This is a genomic window from Ruegeria atlantica (assembly GCF_013033965.1).
GTDB lineage: Bacteria > Pseudomonadota > Alphaproteobacteria > Rhodobacterales > Rhodobacteraceae > Ruegeria > Ruegeria atlantica_D.
Map to the genome: position 1 here is coordinate 78,764 of NZ_WQFE01000009.1, position 17,666 is coordinate 96,429.

The 17,666-nt window shown below is 58.7% G+C and carries 17 protein-coding genes; 6 read left to right on the plus strand and 11 right to left on the minus strand.

Translation table 11 applies throughout. From position 1 onward, the window contains the following. Positions 1-136: 136 nt before the first annotated feature. Complete coding sequence (locus GOW16_RS15885) at positions 137-1,843, plus strand: SulP family inorganic anion transporter (RefSeq protein ID WP_170416756.1); 1,707 nt, start codon at positions 137-139, stop codon at positions 1,841-1,843. Positions 1,844-1,859: 16 nt separating this feature from the next. On the opposite strand, the gene GOW16_RS15890 is transcribed toward GOW16_RS15885, so the two are convergent. From GOW16_RS15890 to ruvC, 4 genes are all read right to left on the minus strand, one after another. Further along, a complete protein-coding gene (locus GOW16_RS15890; RefSeq protein ID WP_170416758.1) occupies positions 1,860-2,483 on the minus strand; it encodes a hypothetical protein in 624 nt (207 codons plus the stop codon). 63 nt (positions 2,484-2,546) lie between these two features. Further along, complete coding sequence (gene ruvB, locus GOW16_RS15895; RefSeq protein WP_170416760.1) at positions 2,547-3,566, minus strand: Holliday junction branch migration DNA helicase RuvB; 1,020 nt, start codon at positions 3,564-3,566, stop codon at positions 2,547-2,549. Positions 3,567-3,570: 4 nt separating this feature from the next. Beyond that, positions 3,571-4,248, minus strand: coding sequence for a Holliday junction branch migration protein RuvA (gene ruvA / locus GOW16_RS15900; RefSeq protein ID WP_170416762.1), 678 nt, complete (start codon positions 4,246-4,248; stop codon positions 3,571-3,573). Further along, positions 4,245-4,742 (minus strand): crossover junction endodeoxyribonuclease RuvC, encoded by a 498-nt coding sequence (gene ruvC, locus GOW16_RS15905; RefSeq protein WP_170326920.1) that lies wholly within the window; start codon positions 4,740-4,742, stop codon positions 4,245-4,247. Before ruvC ends, ruvA begins: the two co-directional genes overlap by 4 nt. Before the next feature lie 334 nt (positions 4,743-5,076). On the opposite strand from ruvC, the gene GOW16_RS15910 reads away from it, so the two are divergent. Then, entirely contained in the window at positions 5,077-5,289 is a 213-nt protein-coding gene (locus GOW16_RS15910) for a DUF1127 domain-containing protein (protein ID WP_170416764.1), read from the plus strand. 104 nt (positions 5,290-5,393) lie between these two features. Here GOW16_RS15910 and GOW16_RS15915 read toward each other — a convergent pair whose 3' ends face one another. The 4 genes from GOW16_RS15915 to GOW16_RS15930 form a co-directional block, all read right to left on the minus strand. After that, a complete protein-coding gene (locus tag GOW16_RS15915) occupies positions 5,394-5,738 on the minus strand; it encodes a hypothetical protein (RefSeq protein WP_170416766.1) in 345 nt (114 codons plus the stop codon). Positions 5,739-5,841: 103 nt separating this feature from the next. Continuing rightward, entirely contained in the window at positions 5,842-6,714 is an 873-nt protein-coding gene (locus GOW16_RS15920; RefSeq protein ID WP_170416768.1) for a 50S ribosomal protein L11 methyltransferase, read from the minus strand. 66 nt (positions 6,715-6,780) lie between these two features. Further along, complete coding sequence (locus GOW16_RS15925; RefSeq protein ID WP_170416770.1) at positions 6,781-8,013, minus strand: MFS transporter; 1,233 nt, start codon at positions 8,011-8,013, stop codon at positions 6,781-6,783. A 79-nt stretch (positions 8,014-8,092) separates the two neighbouring features. After that, positions 8,093-10,288 (minus strand): primosomal protein N', encoded by a 2,196-nt coding sequence (locus GOW16_RS15930; RefSeq protein WP_170416772.1) that lies wholly within the window; start codon positions 10,286-10,288, stop codon positions 8,093-8,095. Positions 10,289-10,376: 88 nt separating this feature from the next. On the opposite strand from GOW16_RS15930, the gene fsa reads away from it, so the two are divergent. The 4 genes from fsa (at position 10,377) to GOW16_RS15950 (ending at position 13,630) form a co-directional block, all read left to right on the plus strand. Continuing rightward, positions 10,377-11,030, plus strand: coding sequence for a fructose-6-phosphate aldolase (gene fsa / locus GOW16_RS15935; protein WP_170416774.1), 654 nt, complete (start codon positions 10,377-10,379; stop codon positions 11,028-11,030). A gap of 194 nt (positions 11,031-11,224) precedes the next feature. Next, the gene (locus GOW16_RS15940; protein WP_170416776.1) at positions 11,225-11,932 is read left to right on the plus strand and encodes a DUF484 family protein; all 708 of its coding nucleotides are present in this window, start codon (positions 11,225-11,227) and stop codon (positions 11,930-11,932) included. Beyond that, the gene (locus GOW16_RS15945) at positions 11,929-12,849 is read left to right on the plus strand and encodes a tyrosine recombinase XerC (protein WP_170416778.1); all 921 of its coding nucleotides are present in this window, start codon (positions 11,929-11,931) and stop codon (positions 12,847-12,849) included. The genes GOW16_RS15940 and GOW16_RS15945 overlap by 4 nt, the downstream gene beginning before the upstream one ends. An 85-nt stretch (positions 12,850-12,934) precedes the next feature. After that, positions 12,935-13,630, plus strand: coding sequence for a CDP-alcohol phosphatidyltransferase family protein (locus GOW16_RS15950; protein WP_170416780.1), 696 nt, complete (start codon positions 12,935-12,937; stop codon positions 13,628-13,630). A 3-nt stretch (positions 13,631-13,633) separates the two neighbouring features. Here the strand turns inward: GOW16_RS15950 and GOW16_RS15955 are convergent, their stop codons facing one another. From GOW16_RS15955 to ileS, 3 genes are all read right to left on the minus strand, one after another. Then, a complete protein-coding gene (locus GOW16_RS15955) occupies positions 13,634-14,101 on the minus strand; it encodes a hypothetical protein (protein WP_170416782.1) in 468 nt (155 codons plus the stop codon). Positions 14,102-14,177: 76 nt separating this feature from the next. Then, positions 14,178-14,633: a methylated-DNA--[protein]-cysteine S-methyltransferase gene (locus GOW16_RS15960; RefSeq protein WP_170416784.1), complete on the minus strand. Its 456-nt coding sequence runs from the start codon at positions 14,631-14,633 to the stop codon at positions 14,178-14,180. 82 nt (positions 14,634-14,715) lie between these two features. Continuing rightward, positions 14,716-17,628 (minus strand): isoleucine--tRNA ligase, encoded by a 2,913-nt coding sequence (ileS, locus tag GOW16_RS15965; protein ID WP_170416786.1) that lies wholly within the window; start codon positions 17,626-17,628, stop codon positions 14,716-14,718. Positions 17,629-17,666 lie beyond the last annotated feature (38 nt).

A 17,666-nucleotide genomic window follows, 5' to 3' on the forward strand; every position in this document is an offset into this window, starting at 1 on the left:
AACAGATGCATGGTTGCCACGGCTCCTGCAATCCCCTTGTGGGGGCAAATCACTCACCTTCCTAACTCCGCTATCGAAATTCGACGATTTGCCCCCTAGGCTTTCAGAAACCCATGTGAATCCGACAGGAGTTTCAATGGCTAAGGGGCAAAAGGAGAAGAGAGCGTTCAATATTCCAGTTCTTCAGGGCGTCTTGCCCTTAAACCGCGCGACCTTGCCGGCAGAAATCTTGGCCGGCCTGACCTTTGCCTGCCTCGCGATCCCCGAGGTCATGGGCTACACCAAGATTGCTGGCACGCCTGTCGTGACGGGCTTGTACACGATCCTTTTCCCAATGGCGCTGTTCGCGCTATGCGGCTCATCCCGCCATCTTGTGGTGGGCGCGGATTCTGCTACGGCGGCAATCACGGCCTCGGCCCTTGCCGGCATGGCGTTGTCGGGCTCGTCCGAATATCTGGCCTTGGCGTCCCTGCTGGCGTTCATGGCAGCCATCCTGTTGATTGCAGCGCGGCTCATAGGGTTGGGGTTTCTGGCTGACTTCCTGTCCCGAACCGTCCTTGTCGGTTTCCTGACTGGTGTGGGAATTCAGGTCGCGACCGGCGAAATCCCGGGCCTTTTGGGGATCAAGAATGACGGTCACGGAACCATCGCCAAGCTGCAGGCAGTATTTCAGAATTTCGACCAGACAAGCTGGCCTACCCTAGCGATTTCAGCAACAGTTCTGCTGGTCGTCATCGGATGCCGTCGTCTATCCCGAAAACTGCCCGGCCCGCTGTTTGCCATACTCGGGGTGATCCTGTGCAGCTGGGTCTTTCAACTCTCGGAAACCGGCATTGCGGTACTGGGTCCAGTTCCCGGCGGCCTGCCCGCGCTTTCGATCCCAGAAGTCGACTGGAACTGGCCCCTGTTCAAACAATTGCTGCCAACCGCGCTGTCCATCTTCGTTGTAATCTTGGCCCAGAGCGCCGCAACATCGCGGGCCTATGCGGCGCGCTACGAAGAGAGGTTCAGCGAAAATACAGACCTTGTCGGGCTGGGGCTTGCCAATCTTGGCGCGGCTTTCACGGGAACATTTGTGGTAAATGGCAGCCCCACAAAAACCGAGATGGTAGCCAGCGCCGGTGGCCGCAGTCAGGTAGCTCAGCTAACGACCGTCATGATTGTCTTGGTGGTCATTCTCTTCCTGACCGGCCCACTGGCCTATTTGCCGAATGCGGCGCTGTCGGCTGTCGTGTTTCTGATCGGTCTGAAATTGATCGATCTAAAGGGCCTGATTGCGATCTACCGGCAAGCCCGATCAGAATTCTGGATCGCTGTCGCCACGGCTGCGGTCGTCGTCATTATCGGTGTCGAACAGGGCATCATCTTTGCGATGGTCCTGTCCTTGATCGACCATACCCGCCGTGGGTATCGCCCCAAAAACTCGGTGATCATTAAAACCAATGATGGTGGCTGGCATTCGAAACCTATTTCCGTGCCAAACCAATTCGAGCCTGGGCTCGTAATCTATCGCTTCTCTCACAGCCTGTACTACGCGAATGCACAACGGCTTTCGGACGAGGTTGCTACGATTACGCAAGACGAGGACAGCGTCATAGAGTGGTTCTGCATCGAGGCATCGGCGATCGATGACGTGGACTTCACCGCGGGGTACACGCTGCGCAATGTTCTCGAACTCCTGCAGGCGAGGAACATCAAGCTGGTTTTCCTATTCGTCGAATCGCATGTCCGATCAGAGCTGGACAGGCACGGGGTGACCGATTTGGTGGGCGACGACGCATTCTTCGCGACGGGAAGCGATCTAGTGACCGCGTTCCGTTACCGTAACACATCCGATTCGTAGATGATCTCAGCCTAACTTACTGCGACTGCTGAATTCGCGCGAACAGTCGCAGGGCGTGCGCCGCGTCCTGTGCCGCCCCCGGCAAAACGGGATCATAAGCGGCCCGGATCAAACCGGCGATGTCGGGGCGCAGGATTGTCGCCCCATCCACAATCGCGAGCGGCGACTGCGTTTTAAACGCGGTGTCCGACCACAGCAAAATGGTCTGCACTACTTGGCTGAGCGCCAATGTTTCTGCCGGAATTTTCGACAGCTCCTTATCCATGCGCAGGAAAACAAACGCGGCCCGGATCGCACCATCCTCTTCGAACCGGAACACGCGATACTGATTGGCATCCGCCGCAATCAGCCGAGCCACCAGCGGCACAAGATCGGGAACCAGCCGATCCAAATCGGGGACTTCCAGAAGCTCTTTCCAATCACGGAAGAAAAACACCATGCAGTTTGCGCCAAGTTCCGGATCCGTCTCGGCCATTTTATGATCGGCCAAGCTTACGACGGCCTCAAAAGCGCCCTTGACGGTAGTCAGGGTTTCATCCTCGACCCCAAAGACGATGGGCACGATAGGCCGACCCCAACGCGCGAACAGGAATTCTCCGCTTTCACGGGTGAACAACGACTGAATGTCTTCGGGGGTCACGCCCAATCCTTCATCTTTTCGAGAGTACTTTGGCCGAAGGCATAAAATTTATAGGCCGCCGCTTCAACCGAACAGATCGCTTTGGCCCTTCGGAGCCGCCATACCCAAATGCGTCCACGCCTTTTGTGCCAGCATTCGTCCGCGCGGCGTCCTTTGAATCAAGCCCTGCTGCAACAAGTAGGGCTCGATCACTTCTTCCAGCGAGTCGCGGCTTTCCGACAACGCGGCGGACAGGGTCTCAATTCCCACCGGGCCACCCGCATAGTTCTCAGCGATCAGCTTGAGATACCGCCGGTCCGCGCCGTCCAGGCCCAGGTTGTCAACACCCAGCCGCGTCAGCGCGCCATCCGCCAGATCACGCGTAATTGTTCCGTCGCCTTCGACAATGGCAAAGTCCACCACCCGTCGCAGCAACCGCCCCGCGATCCGCGGGGTTCCGCGCGATCGGCGCGCGATTTCGCGGGCTCCTGCGTCATCTGCGGGCGCGCCCAGCTTGCGCGCGTTGCGGGTGACTATTTCGTGCAGCTCGTCAACCGTATAGAACTGCAACCGGGTCGGAATGCCAAAGCGGTCGCGCAACGGGGTGGTCAGCAAGCCCATCCGGGTCGTGGCCCCAACCAAAGTAAACGGCTGCAACTCAATCCGCACAGTCCGCGCCGCCGGGCCTTCACCAATCACAAGATCCAGCTCGAAATCTTCCATCGCCGGATACAGAACCTCTTCGACAGCCGGGTTCAGGCGGTGGATTTCGTCGATGAACAACACATCGCGGGATTCCAGATTGGTCAGGATCGCCGCGAGATCACCCGCCTTGGCCAGAACCGGCCCCGACGTCATGCGGAAATTCACCCCCAGTTCACGCGCCATGATCTGCGCCAGCGTTGTCTTGCCCAAACCCGGAGGGCCATGAAACAGCGTGTGATCCATCGCCTCTCCCCGCTGGCGGGCGGATTGGATAAAAATGCGCAGATTGGCCCGCGCCTCGGCCTGACCGATGAACTCGTCCAGCCCCTGCGGGCGCAGGGCACGATCGTTATCCTCGGGCATCGGCTCGGGGCGCAATGTGGGATCGGCGTCTACCATTCAATCACCCTTTCGGAGCCAGCAACTTGAGCGCCGCCCGGATTAATTCCGCCTCGCCTGCATCCGGCAGGCTGGCGGCCGCTTCGGCCACAGCCGAGGCTGCCTCGGACGGTCCGTATCCCAGGTTACCCAAAGCTGACAGCGCCCCCGCCGAAGCCGCAGCCGATCCCGATGCAGGTTTGACCGCCCGCTTGGGCGCAGGTGCCGGTTCTGACAGTTCGACGACATCCAGGTCGGGTCCATCCATCGCTTCGGCCACAGTCCCGCCCATCGCCATTACACCCGGCGCCTTGTCTTTGAGGTCCAGCACAATCCGCTGCGCGGTCTTCGGACCCACGCCCTTGGCCGCCTTTACGGCGCCCCAATCCCCAAGCGCAATGGCCCTGCTGACCCCATCCGGGCCCAGCGCGGACAATATGGCGAGCGAGACCTTGGCCCCGACCCCCTGAACCGAACACAACAGCCGGTGCCATTCCTTTTCGACCAGCGAAAGGAAGCCGTATAGCTGCATCAGATCCTCGCGCACCACCATGTCGGTATAGATCGAGACCGCCTCGCCGACACCCGGCAACGCCGCCATCGTCCGGTCCGAGCAATAGACGAGGTATCCGACCCCACGCACGTCGATCAACACGTGATCCGCAGCGCGATAATCCAATCGTCCGGTCAGTTTTCCGATCATGCCCGCACCTCTTTCATGCGCGCCTGCGGCGCTGCGCCGTAGTAAGAATGACAAATTGCAATCGCCAGCGCATCTGCCGCATCCGCCCCTTTGGGCTGACAGCCCGGCAATTGCAATTTGACCATGTGAAGGACCTGCTCTTTTTCAGCATGGCCGACGCCCACAACCGTTTTCTTGACGCGGTTGGGCGCGTATTCTCCGACAGGCAACCCTGCTTGCGCCAGCGTCAGCAAGGCCACGCCACGCGCCTGGCCCAGCTTCAGCGTGCCGGCCCCATCTTTGTTGACGAAGGTCTGTTCGATGGCTGCCTGATCGGGCTGATGTTCTGCAATGACTTCGACGATCTGATTGTGCAGCGACAGCAAGCGTTCGCCCAAATCATCGCCGTCAGACTTGCACAACCCGTTCGCTACGTGGCTCAGGCGGCTACCATGCGATTCGATGACGCCCCATCCCAGGGTCCTAAGCCCCGGATCAATGCCCAAAATCCGCATGTTTTGCCTCGGCCTGCTCGGGTTTTTGTGATCTTTCTTACGGATTAGCACGAAGCGTGAACATTTTCCAAGCGAATTGACGGAATGTCCAAAAACGACAGACCTGTTTCGCGCGCGACAAAACGGCCGGTTTGCGACAGCCAAAAGTCTGAAATCGACACGTTTCATGAAGCAAAAATTGCCAATAAATTAAGGGGTTCTAATGAATCTTTAGCTCTGCAAAATTTGCATAGGACATTTGCAATTTCCGCACTTGCGCAGCCGATTTGACGACACTAGATGCCGCTCAGATCGAACGATCAAAACGTAAACTTGAATTAGAAGGAAACAGGATATGGCTGCACTGGACACAACCCGCACCACCACTGGCTCGTTCGGCCTCGTTGGCCGTATCGGCGCACATTTCACATCGGTCGTGAATGCCGTTGTCGAATGGAATGACGCCCGCGTGACTCGTAACACGCTGAGCGGTCTGACAGATCGCGAGCTGGAAGATATCGGACTGTGCCGTGGCGATATTGACGTCGTGGCTGACGGTCGTCGTTAAGTTTTAACACGCCACCCACTCTAATGCCCCTTCCCTCCCTCAGGGGCAAAACAGAACGCCGCGCATGCTGAATGCGCGGCGTTTCTGGTTCATCTGGCCTGATCTCAGGGAAGAATTCGCGCCAGTTGTTCTGAAATCGCCAGCGATACCGGGTCTATTTGCATCACCCAGGCGCCCGCTTTTTCAACCGTGGTGCCCTCGTTCAAAGCGTCAACCCTGTACTGATAGCCCGATGGTCCAAGGCTGGTCAGTAAGAACGTCTTGAATGCGAACAACCCAAGCAGGCACATCAGAAGAACCTTCAGGGGCAAAGCGGACTTCACCCTCTGCGGTTTCATCACGACAAGCCCGTCCTTGCGCATGGTCGCGCGATAACCACGGCTTAGTTTAGCGTGTTTTTTGCTCAGGCGATTCACGCGCTGATCAAATTCCAGTTGTTTTCCCGTCATGGCAGCCTCCAAAACCGCCCCCCGATTCCACGTTAAGACGGTAAAAACAGAATGCGACAAAATAGAGGCAAAACTCCAGAAAGCTCCGGCAAATGGCCTGAATTTAGCCCTGTTTGCTTAATATTAGCGTCGTCCACTCACCAATTTGGTCATTTTCTTCCAAATTGAACCCATTTTGTAGATAAACAGAGACCACGTCATCAGCTTGTTCGTTAAGGATTCCGGACAGAATCGCTTGCCCACCAACGCGCAGATTTGCCGCGATCTCGGGGGCCAGAGCGACCAAAGGCCCTTTCAGGATATTGGCGAAGATCAAGTCATAAGGCGCCAGCGCACCCAACTCGGGGTGATCAAAACCCGCCGCTTCCACGCAACGAACCTGACCGGCCATTCCGTTGGCCTTCAGGTTGGCCTCGGCGACATCGACGGCGACCTCGTCGATGTCGCTGGCAATGATCTCACCCTCCCAGACTCGCGCCGCCGCCATGGCCAGCACGGCCGTGCCGCAACCGATATCGGCCACTTTGGTGGCCGTGAACCCTTGGTGCAGAAGATGGTCCAGCGCCTTCAGGCATCCCAACGTCGTACCGTGGTGACCGGTCCCAAAGGCCATCGCAGCCTCAATCAATAAAGGGATACGCCCCTCGGGTAGCTTGTCGGCATCATGGCTGCCATAGACAAAGAACCGCCCGGCCTCCACGGGGGCCAATTCCCGGCGAACATGGGCCACCCAATCCGTTTCGGGCAATTCCGATACCACAAAAGGCTTGGCCTCAAACGCGGCCGCGAGAACCGCCAGAGCGGTTTCGTCCGGGGTTTCAGTAAAGTACCCGCCGACTTCCCACCGGCCAGAACCGTCCTCAACCTCGAACACACCGACGCCGGTGGGTTCCGGATCCAGTCGCTCCATCGCTTCACCCAGCCCTTCGGCGGCTTTTTTACCGGTCAGAGTTGTCAGCGCTGTGAATGTGGGCATAGGGGCCTCCTGTATCAATTGACACAGCGCCTATGGCGATGGCCCACCAAGGTCAAGCTTTGGCGTCTATTCTGCTGGCGCTGCTGCGTATTTCGACAGGATCGTTTCGTTGCCCGGTTCCGGGTGCCGCGGGATCAGCAGTGACAGACCCAACGAAATCATCGCCATCGCTGCGGCCAGTGCAAAGACAGCACCGGGCGAGACAACCCACAGCAGGCCCAAAAGCGCAGGCAGGAACACTGCGGCAATATGGTTGATGGTAAAGGCCACAGCCGCCGTCGGCGCGATATCCGCAGGGTCGGCGATCTTTTGAAAGTAAGTCTTCAACGCAAGCGCCAACGCGAACAGCACGTGGTCAATCACATAAAGGATCGCAGCCAAAACCACTCCCCAGCCGAACCAGTAGATGCCGCCATAGGCTGCAAAGACAATTGCCAAGCCTGCATATTCGAAGATCAGCGTGCGGCGCTCGCCAAACACTGACACTGCTTTACCCAACATCGGAGCTGCCGCCATGTTGATCACAAGGTTGATCAGATAGAGGCTGGTCAGCTCATGCACTTCGAAGCCGAACTTCTCGACCATCATGAAGCCCGCGAAGACGACAAATATCTGCCGCCGCGCACCGGCCATGAATTGCAGCAAGTAATACAACCAGTAGCGACGGCGCAGGACCAGTTTTTTGGTCTGTGGAGTTGGCGCGTCAAACTGCGGGAAAACAAAAAGACAAAACAGAGCCAGCAAGGCGGTCACGCCACCAGCAGCCATGAACACTATGTTGTAAGACAGATCAAACCGATCCCAGGTCAGGACGATCAGACCATAGACCACGGCCGTCGCGGCAGACCCCATGGCCACCAGCCAACCCAGCACCTGCGGCGCGCGGTCCTTGGGCAGCCATTGCAGCTGCAGCGACTGGTTCACCGTTTCGTAGTAGTGAAATCCGATCGAACTGAACAGGGTGACAAACAGCAACCCGCCAAGGCTGGGGAACCACGCCGTCACCGCAGTGGCCACACCCAACATCATGAGCGAAATCATCGCCAGAACCTGCTCGCGCACGAAAATGATAACCGCGATCACGCCGACGGCCAGGAAACCGGGGATTTCACGCACCGTGTGCAGCAACCCGATGTCGGCACCGTCAAAATTGGCCACCTCGATGACGAAATTGTTCAACAACGCACTCCACGCGTTGAAGGCAATCGGCATCGTCAGCGCCATTACGAACAAGAGCGTCACAGGACGGCGCCAGAACGGAAGGCTCTGCGCCTCGGACAGGGGCATTGGTTTCAACATGGGACTCCTCTACGCCCATTTCCTGAGTTTGGCGAGGGTGAAGCAGCGCGCGCACAGCCAGTCTGCGCTGATGCAGAGGTCAATAGAAACTCTGGGGGTCGATATCCACGGTCAAACGCAGGTCTCCTTTCAGGTGCAATGGCGCGATCCAGCGGGCGATTGCATCCTGAATAGGCGCGCCTTTTGGGGCTTTGACCAGCAACCTCACACGGTGTCTGCCACGAATGCGGGCTATGGGGGCCGGCGCAGGGCCAAAGACCTGCGCCCCAATATCGCGCAGCGGCGCATCGTTTCTGGCCATTGCGTTTCCGATATCAAAGACTGGCCCGACCTCCGGCCCGGACAAGACGATCCCGGCCATACGCCCATAGGGCGGAACGCCCGCAGCCTGCCGCCCCGCGGCCTCGGCCTTCCAGAACCCTTCCTCGTCACCTGACAGAATAGCACGGATAACCGGGTGTTCAGGCTGGAATGTCTGCAACAGCGCCTGCCCCGGCTTGTCCGCCCTTCCTGCACGGCCAGCAACCTGACGCATCAGTTGGAATGTTCGTTCAGCCGCGCGCAGGTCTGCCCCATGCAAGCTGAGGTCGGCATCAATCACCCCGACCAAAGTTAGCTTGGGAAAGTTGTGCCCCTTGGCGACCAGCTGTGTACCGATGACGATATCGGCATCACCCTCGGCAATCTCTTCGATCTTGGCTTTCAGTGCGCGGGCCGAGCCAAACAAATCAGAACTCAGCATCGCGATCTTGGCTTCGGGAAACGTCGCCTCGGCCTCTTCGGCCAAGCGCTCGATCCCCGGCCCGACCGGTGCCAGCTTGCCCTCGACACCGCAGGATGGACATTCCTCTGGCATCGGCTTGGTTTCACCGCATTGGTGACACATCAGGCGTTTCAGAAATCGGTGTTCGACCATCCGCGCATCGCAATGATCACAGGCAATCTGTTCTCCGCAAGCCCGGCACAGGGTCACGGGCGCATAGCCCCTGCGGTTGATGAACAGGAGCGATTGCTCTCCTTTCTCGATCCGCTGCCGAACCGCCTGCCGCAAGGACGGAGAAATCCACGTCCCCGGCTGCATCTGCTCGGCCCGCATGTCGATGGGCTTCATTTCGGGCAACACGGCGGCACCAAAGCGCGAGGTCAGATCAACCCGTTCGTATTTCCCGGCCTCGGCATTGGCCCAACTCTCCAGCGAAGGCGTCGCGCTGGCCAGAATCACGCGCGCGCCGCATATGGCCGAGCGTAACACGGCCATATCCCGCGCACTGTAGTGCACACCGTCCTCTTGTTTGTACGAGGTATCATGTTCCTCATCGACAACCACCAGCCCCAGATTTCGGAACGGCAGAAAAAGCGCCGACCGGGCACCAATCACCATCTGGGCATCCCCCTGCCCGACCATCCGCCAGACACGGCGGCGTTCTGTCATGGTCGCGCCGGAATGCCATTCGGCCGGGCGGGCACCAAACCGCGCCTCAACCCGCGTCAGGAATTCTGCGGTCAACGCAATCTCAGGCAGCAGAACCAGCGCCTGTCGGCCCATGCGCAGGGCCTCGGCCACCGCCTCCAGATACACTTCTGTCTTGCCCGAGCCTGTGACGCCCTTAAGCAGTGTCGTGCCATATTCCTCGGACCGCTGGCCAACTTGAAGCCTGGCAACCGCTGCGGACTGATCGTCAGTCAACGTCTTTCCCGGTAAGTCCGGGTTCAGATGTGGATATGGCAGATCGCGCGGGCTGTCTTCCTCCCGGACTGCACCGTGCTTGACCAGCCCCTTGATGACTGAGGACGTGACACCTGCCTGTTCTGCAAGCTCTTTCAGTGTAAACGCCAGCCCACCATAATCGCGCAGAACCTCCAGCACCCGCGTCCGGGCGTCGGTCATCCGATCAGGTTCGCAAGTGCCCAGCCTATAGATTTTGCGCATCGATGGTGGATCGCTCAGCCCAGGGGCACGCGTCGCCAGCCGCAACATCGCGGGCATCGGCGTCAGCGTGTAGTCGGCGACCTTACCCAGAAACAGCCGCATTTCTTCGCGCATCGGCGCGACCTCAAGCACCCGGATAATCGACCGGGCCTTGTTCAGATCAAAACCACCCTTCCCCGGCCCCCAAACCACGCCCAGAACTTTGCGCGGCCCCAATGGAACCTCAACAAACGCACCCAGAAAGCACCCGCCCTCGGGCGCTTTGTAATCCAGCGTTCGGTCCAGTGGCTGTGTTGTCAGCACCGCAACCAGCTCTCCTTGGTCGAAAAATCCGTTAGCGCTCACGGTATATCCTTCGCGGGGGGTTCCAGCATGGGTCTCTTTGAGGTAAAGCCATCCGCGACCAAGGCCAACCCATCAAAGGACTGCCCTCATGAAATTCTTCGTAGACACAGCCGAGATCGACGCCATCGCCGAACTGAACGATCTGGGCATGGTGGACGGCGTGACCACCAACCCCTCGCTGATCCTGAAATCGGGCCGCGACATTCTGGAAGTGACCAAGGAAATCTGTGATCTGGTCGACGGACCGGTTTCAGCCGAGGTTGTCGCCACCGAGGCCGACGACATGATCGCCGAAGGCCGCAAGCTGGCCAAGATCGCGCCCAACATCGCCGTGAAAGTGCCGCTGACCTGGGCTGGCCTGAAAACCTGCAAGACGCTGACGGACGAAGGCCAGATGGTTAACGTGACGCTCTGCTTCTCGACCAATCAGGCAATTTTGGCTGCCAAGGCGGGCGCGTCCTTCATTTCGCCCTTCATCGGTCGTCTGGATGATATCAACCTCGACGGCATGGACCTGATCGCCGATATTCGTCAGGTTTATGACAACTACGGCTTTGAGACCGAGATCCTAGCGGCATCGATCCGCACCGTGAACCACGTCACCGATAGCGCGCGCATCGGTGCTGATGTGATCACCGCACCGCCAGCCGTGATCAAGAAACTGGCCGATCACCCGCTGACCGACAAAGGCCTTGAAACCTTCCTGGCAGACTGGGCCAAGACTGGTCAGAAAATCCTCTGATCCTTTGCACGCCCGCGCGGCGCCGTCAGGCGCCGCGCCCGGCCCAACTGCCAAGCCCTGATCTTCGATCAGGGTTTTGCGGGCGGGAGCGTCCGGCCACACCCCATACGAAATCCACTGATTTTGTATTTTTTCCAAGGAAAACCCTGTAACTCGTGTTATAAGCCCCTCAACAAAAAAAGACCGAGCGGGACATGAGCAGCAACACCAAACTCCAGGACAATTTGCGCGCCGCGATTCTGGCCAAGCCAGACGCTGTGCTGGACGACAAGGACCTGATGCAGGCGCTTGTAATGGCCAACGAGCAGGCGCGCGGTGACAATGTCATCGACTTGCGCGGCATCGCCATGCAACGGCTCGAGGAACGGCTGGATCGGCTGGAAGACACGCACCGGTCTGTCATAGCCGCCGCCTATGAAAACCTCGCGGGCACCAATCAAATCCACCGCGCTATCATCCGCTTGCTGGAACCGGCCGGGTTCGAAGACTTTCTACGCACGCTCGGCACGGATATTGCCGAGATTCTGCGCGTAGATCGGGTCAAGCTTATTCTGGAATCCACAGCCACACAGGAAGATCCTGCCATCGACACGCTAGGCGGTGTTCTCTCCGTCGTCGAACCCGGTTTCGTTGACAACTACCTAACCTTCGACCGCAACGGCCCGGCGCGTGACGTGGTTCTGCGCGAGATCCTACACCCGACGCACCGGATTTTCGGAGCCAACGCCGATCACCTGCGGTCCGAGGCCTGCCTGAGGCTGGATCTGGGTGATGGCCGCCTGCCAGGCATGATCGTAATGAGCGCGAGGGATCGCAATCATTTCTCGCCGCAACTGGGCACTGACCTTCTGTCATTCTTTGCCGGCGTCTTCGAACGCTCGATGCGCCACTGGTTGTCGTGAGCCTGATCTCACCCGCGTGCCGCGATGCATTGCAGCATTGGCTGAACGGCTTAAGCGCGCTGGCGGGACGATCAGAAAACACTCAGAGCGCCTATCGCGGTGATGTCACCGAATTTCTGTCTTTCATGACCCTGCACCACAGCGAACGGCAGGGGTTGTCTGCGCTGGCCCGGATCAATGTGTCTGATATGCGCGCCTGGATGGCCGATCAGCGTGGCGCGGGGGTCGGGGCGCGGTCGCTGGCGCGAAAGCTGTCAGCGGTCAAAAGCTTCTACCGCTGGCTGGCCGAACGTGAAGGCTTTGAACCCACCGCTGTTCTGTCGACGCGTGCCCCGAAATTCACCAAGAAACTCCCCCGTCCTCTGGCCGAAGACGCAGCCCGCGCGATGATCGACACGGTCGAGCTGCAATCCACCAACGATTGGATATCAGCACGCGATGTCGCCGTTGTCACGCTCCTCTACGGGTGCGGGTTACGTATCTCCGAGGCGCTGTCCCTGACGGGCCGCGACGCGCCCCTGCCAGAGAGTTTGCGGATTGTGGGAAAGGGAGGAAAGGAACGTATCGTTCCGGTCATACCGGCGGCCCGCAACGCCGTTGAGCGCTATCTGCAGCTTTGCCCGCATCCCCAAGCTCAAGACAAGGCACTTTTCCGCGGAGTACGTGGCGGGGCGCTCAATCCGCGTGCAATCCAGGGGGTTATGGCCAAAGCACGCATGCAGCTTGGCCTGCCGGCAACCGCCACGCCACACGCCATGAGGCACAGTTTTGCCACTCACCTCCTGTCGGCCGGGGGTGATCTGCGCGCCATTCAGGAATTGCTGGGCCATACGTCGCTGTCCACCACCCAAGCCTATACAGCCGTGGATACGGCCCGACTGATGGAAGTCTACAATCGCGCTCATCCCAAAGCCTGAGACCCGGACGCATCTCGACGTCATCCATTTAAACTAAGCGGGCTTTTAGTTTGCATCTGCAGCGCGCATCGTCCAAGACACACGAATGACAATAAAACTCAAAGCCCTTTTCGTACACCTGTTCACCGCGACCGGAGCCGTCTTCGCCATGCTGGCCATGCTCGCCGCCGTCGAGGAGAAGTGGAGCCTGATGTATCTGTGGCTGGTGATCTCGTTCATTGTGGACGGAATCGACGGGCCGCTGGCGCGCCACTACCACGTAAAAAAGAACGCGCCGGAATTCGATGGTGTTCTTCTAGACCTGATCATCGACTATCTGACATATGTTTTCATCCCGGCCTTTGCATTGTTCAAATCGGGGCTGATGGATGGTTGGACCGGCTGGTTTGCAATCATCGTGATCACCTTTGCAAGCGCTATGTACTTCGCGGACACACGGATGAAGACCAAGGACAACTCATTCTCCGGGTTTCCGGGTTGCTGGAACATGTTTGTCATCGTGATCTTCGCGCTGGAGCCCAATTTCTGGGTGATCCTGCTGCTGGTATCGCTGCTGTCGCTGGCGATGTTCCTGCCTTTGAAGTTCATTCACCCGGTCCGCACGGAACGCTGGCGTAACGTGTCACTGCCTATCGCGCTCGCCTGGACATTCTTTGCCGGTTGGGCCGCATGGGTTGATTTCCACCCCGAAAGCTGGGCGCATTGGGGCCTGGTGATTACAAGCCTCTATCTGGTTTCTGCAGGCATTGCGCAGCAGTTGATCCCGCAGCGCAATACCTAGGAGTTACAGGACTTCCTGAACCTCGAATTCGGTGCCGTTATGGGTGAATACATCCCCTTCCTGCAGACCGGTCATGGCTAGAAAAATAGGGCTTTGGGTTGAAATACCCATATAAGTCTTGCCGTCCACTTCGAACCGCGTTGTCGAAACACAGACCACAAAACGGCGATTGTTGAACTTGACCACCGCGCCCGGCTGCACCCGGTCAGTCAGGCCGAAATCCGTGTTCTCGATCACGTCGATCTTGGCGTGATGCGCATGGACGGGCGCATCGAACGCTGCCGCCAGATCTGCATTCTCACGCGAGGCGGCGATATCGTCCTTGTCGTGACCCTCTCGGTCGTCCAACTGCGAGTCCTTCAAGAATGCGTCGTAATGCGCTTGCGCGGTTGCCAGTTCCTGTTCTTCCAGCGACATCAGGCGATCTATGATAGCCTTTTTGCGAGCGGCCGGGTCTGTATGGGCAGTCATGCAATACGGTCCTTCAAATTCAGCAACTGATATAGGTTGGGCCGCGAACACTGGGATTGCAACTGGTTTTCGCGACTCAGATCAGCAGGCCAGCCGCGCGTTCATGGCGCAGCAGGGCCACTTTGGTCTCAACGCCACCATCGCCTGAGAACCCGCCCAGACCGTTGGCGGACAACACACGATGGCAAGGTATGATCACCGGAATCGGGTTCGCGCCACACGCCTGCCCCACCGGTTGCGCAGGTTGCCCAAGCTCTTTGGCTATATCGCCATAGGTTCGGGTTTCACCCAGCGGAATGGCGTACATCAGATCGCAGACCTGCTTCTGAAACTCGGAACCGGCAACATTGTATGGTAAGTCAAACCGGTCCAGACGCCCCTCGTCATAGGCGGCCAGCTGAGCCGCAGCTTCTTGCAACAACGGTGTTCGCGAACCTTCGTTGCGGCCATTCCAAACAAGTCGGGTTATGGCACCATCGGTCTCTTCGATACCAAGGCAGCCAAACTGCGTATCAACGGAAATCATCGGCATGGGACACAGCGTTTCAGATCGCCGGGACCAGTGCAAGCCGTGAAAGAAAAACCCCCGGCCGTTCGACCGGGGGTTTGGTGATTTAGCCCAGCGCTTCGTCGCAGCGCCCGCAGACGCCCGCGTGGGAATGCCGACCGACATCCGGAAGGATCTTCCAGCAGCGCTGGCATTTCTCTCCGTCTGCTTTTTCGAACACGACGCCAACGCCCTCGATTTCCGGTACACGGAACGCCTCGGCTGGGGCTGGGTCGCCCGAAACAGTCAGGCCGGACGTGATGCACATGTCGTCCACGTCGAAGGTAGCCAACAGGTCGCGCGTCTCGGCATCTTCGACATGCACGATTGGCGCGGCTTCGAGGCTGGAGCCGATGACCTTGTCCTGACGCTGAACCTCCAGTGCGGCAGTTACCGCACGGCGCACGCGGCGCACCTTGGCCATGCTAGATTCCAGGTCCTGATTGCGCCAGTCGGCAGGGGTTTCGGGGAAGTCCATCAAATGAACCGAGCTGTCATCGCCAGGGAAACGCTCCAGCCAGACCTCTTCCATGGTGAAGACCAGAACAGGGGCCAGCCAGGTGGTCAGGCGATGGAACAGGATATCCAGCACCGTACGCGCAGACCGGCGGCGCAGGTTGTCGCCATCGCAATACAGCGCATCCTTGCGGACGTCGAAGTAGAACGAGGACAGATCGACCGTGGCAAAGGTGAACACGGCACTGAACACGCCCTGGAAATCGAATGCGGCGTAACCATTACGCACCTGCTCATCCAAATCGGCCAGACGGCTGAGAACCCAGCGTTCCAGACGCGGCATATCCGCAGGGTCCACCCGGTCAGCTTCGGCGAAGTCCGCCAGCGAACCCAGCATGAACCGCATGGTATTACGCAGGCGACGATAGCTGTCGGCGGTACCTTTCAGAATCTCCGGCCCGATCCGCTGGTCAGCAGTGTAATCGGTCTGGGCCACCCAAAGGCGCAGGATGTCGGCACCGTACTGCTTGACGACCTCTTCCGGCACGATGGTGTTGCCCAGCGACTTGGACATTTTGTTGCCCTTGGCATCCAGTGTGAAGCCGTGGGTCACCACATTGCGATACGGCGCACGACCCTTGGTACCGCAAGCCTGCAGCATCGAGGAATGGAACCACCCGCGGTGCTGGTCAGTGCCCTCCATGTAGACGTCCGCGATACCGTCCTTGGTTCCGTCCTCACGGTCTCGCAGAACGAAGGCGTGAGTCGATCCCGAGTCGAACCACACGTCCAGCACGTCGAACACTTGATCGTAGTCGTCAGGGTTGGCGATGCCGTCTAGGATCTTTTCTTTGAACCCGTCAGTGTACCAGATATCCGCGCCGTCTTTCTCGAAAGCCGCCTTGATGCGGGCGTTGAGGCCTTCGTTGCGAAGCAGGTAGTCTGCGTCGGTGGGCAACGCGCCCTTTTTGGTGAAGCAGGTCAGCGGCACACCCCATGCGCGCTGGCGCGACAGAACCCAGTCCGGGCGCGCTTCGATCATCGAATACAGACGGTTACGGCCGGTCTGCGGGGTCCATTTTACCAGCTCGTCGATGGACCGCAAAGCCCGTTCGCGGATGGTGTCGCCCATCTCGCCCATGCCATCCTCCAGCTTGCGATCAACGGATGCAAACCACTGCGGTGTGTTGCGATAGATGATCGGTGCTTTCGAGCGCCACGAATGCGGATAGCTGTGCTTGATCTTGCCGCGCGCCAGCAGCCCACCGACCTCGGCCAGTTTGTCGATGACGGCTTTGTTTGCATCACCCTCACCACCCTTGCGGGACAGGATGTATTTGCCACCAAAGAACGGCAGATCAGCGCGAAACGAGCCATCGTCCATCACATTATAGGTGATGACCTGCTCCAGCATGCCCAGATCGCGATAGAGCTCGAATTCCTCCATACCGTGCGACGGCGCACAATGGACGAACCCGGTGCCTTCGGTATCGGTCACAAACTCAGCCGCACGGAAGTCGCGGATGTCGTCCCATTCGCCATTACCACCTTCGGCCCCGGCCAGCGGGTGGGTCAGTTGGACACCTTCCAGTTCACCAGCGGTCACGTCACGGACGCGGGTCCACTGGTCGTCATTCAGACGGGCGCGGCCAAGCACATCGGCAGCCAGATTGTCGGCAAGCAGGAACTTGTCGCCTACATTGGCCCAGCATTCTTCCGGCGCGCCGGTGACCTCGTATAGGCCGTAGGAGATGTCCTTGCCATACACAACTGCCTTGTTCGACGGCATAGTCCATGGAGTCGTCGTCCAGATCACGACAAAAGCATCATCCAGATCACCGGCATTCACGACCCTGAATTTCACCCAGATGGTGAAGCTTTCCTTGTCGTGATACTCGACCTCGGCCTCGGCCAGCGCAGTTTTCTCGATGGGCGACCACATCACAGGTTTTGAACCCTGATAGAGCGTGCCGTTCATCAGGAACTTCATGAACTCATCCGCGATCACGGCCTCGGCGTGATAGTCCATCGTGATGTAGGGATCAGGCCAGTTTCCGGTGATGCCCAGACGCTTGAACTCGTCGCGCTGGATGTCGATCCAGCCTTCGGCGAACTTGCGGCATTCCTGACGGAAATCGACGATGTTCACCTCGTCCTTGTTCTTGCCCTTCTTGCGGTACTGTTCCTCGATCTTCCATTCGATTGGCAGGCCGTGGCAGTCCCAGCCGGGCACATAGCGCGCATCATGGCCCATCATCTGATGGGATCGCACGATCATGTCCTTAATCGTCTTGTTCAACGCGTGCCCGATGTGCAAGTGACCGTTGGCGTAAGGGGGGCCATCGTGCAACGTGAAGGGCGTGCGGTTCTCTTTTTCACGCAGGCGGTCGTAGACGCCGATCTTCTCCCAGCGTTCCAGCCAAGCAGGCTCGCGTTTGGGCAGGCCAGCGCGCATGGGGAAGTCGGTTTTGGGCAGGTTCAGCGTGTCTTTGTAGTCAGGTGTTTGGGTCGTGTCGGCGCACATTGGGGGCGTCCTCAGGATGATCTTGTCGTGTATGGATC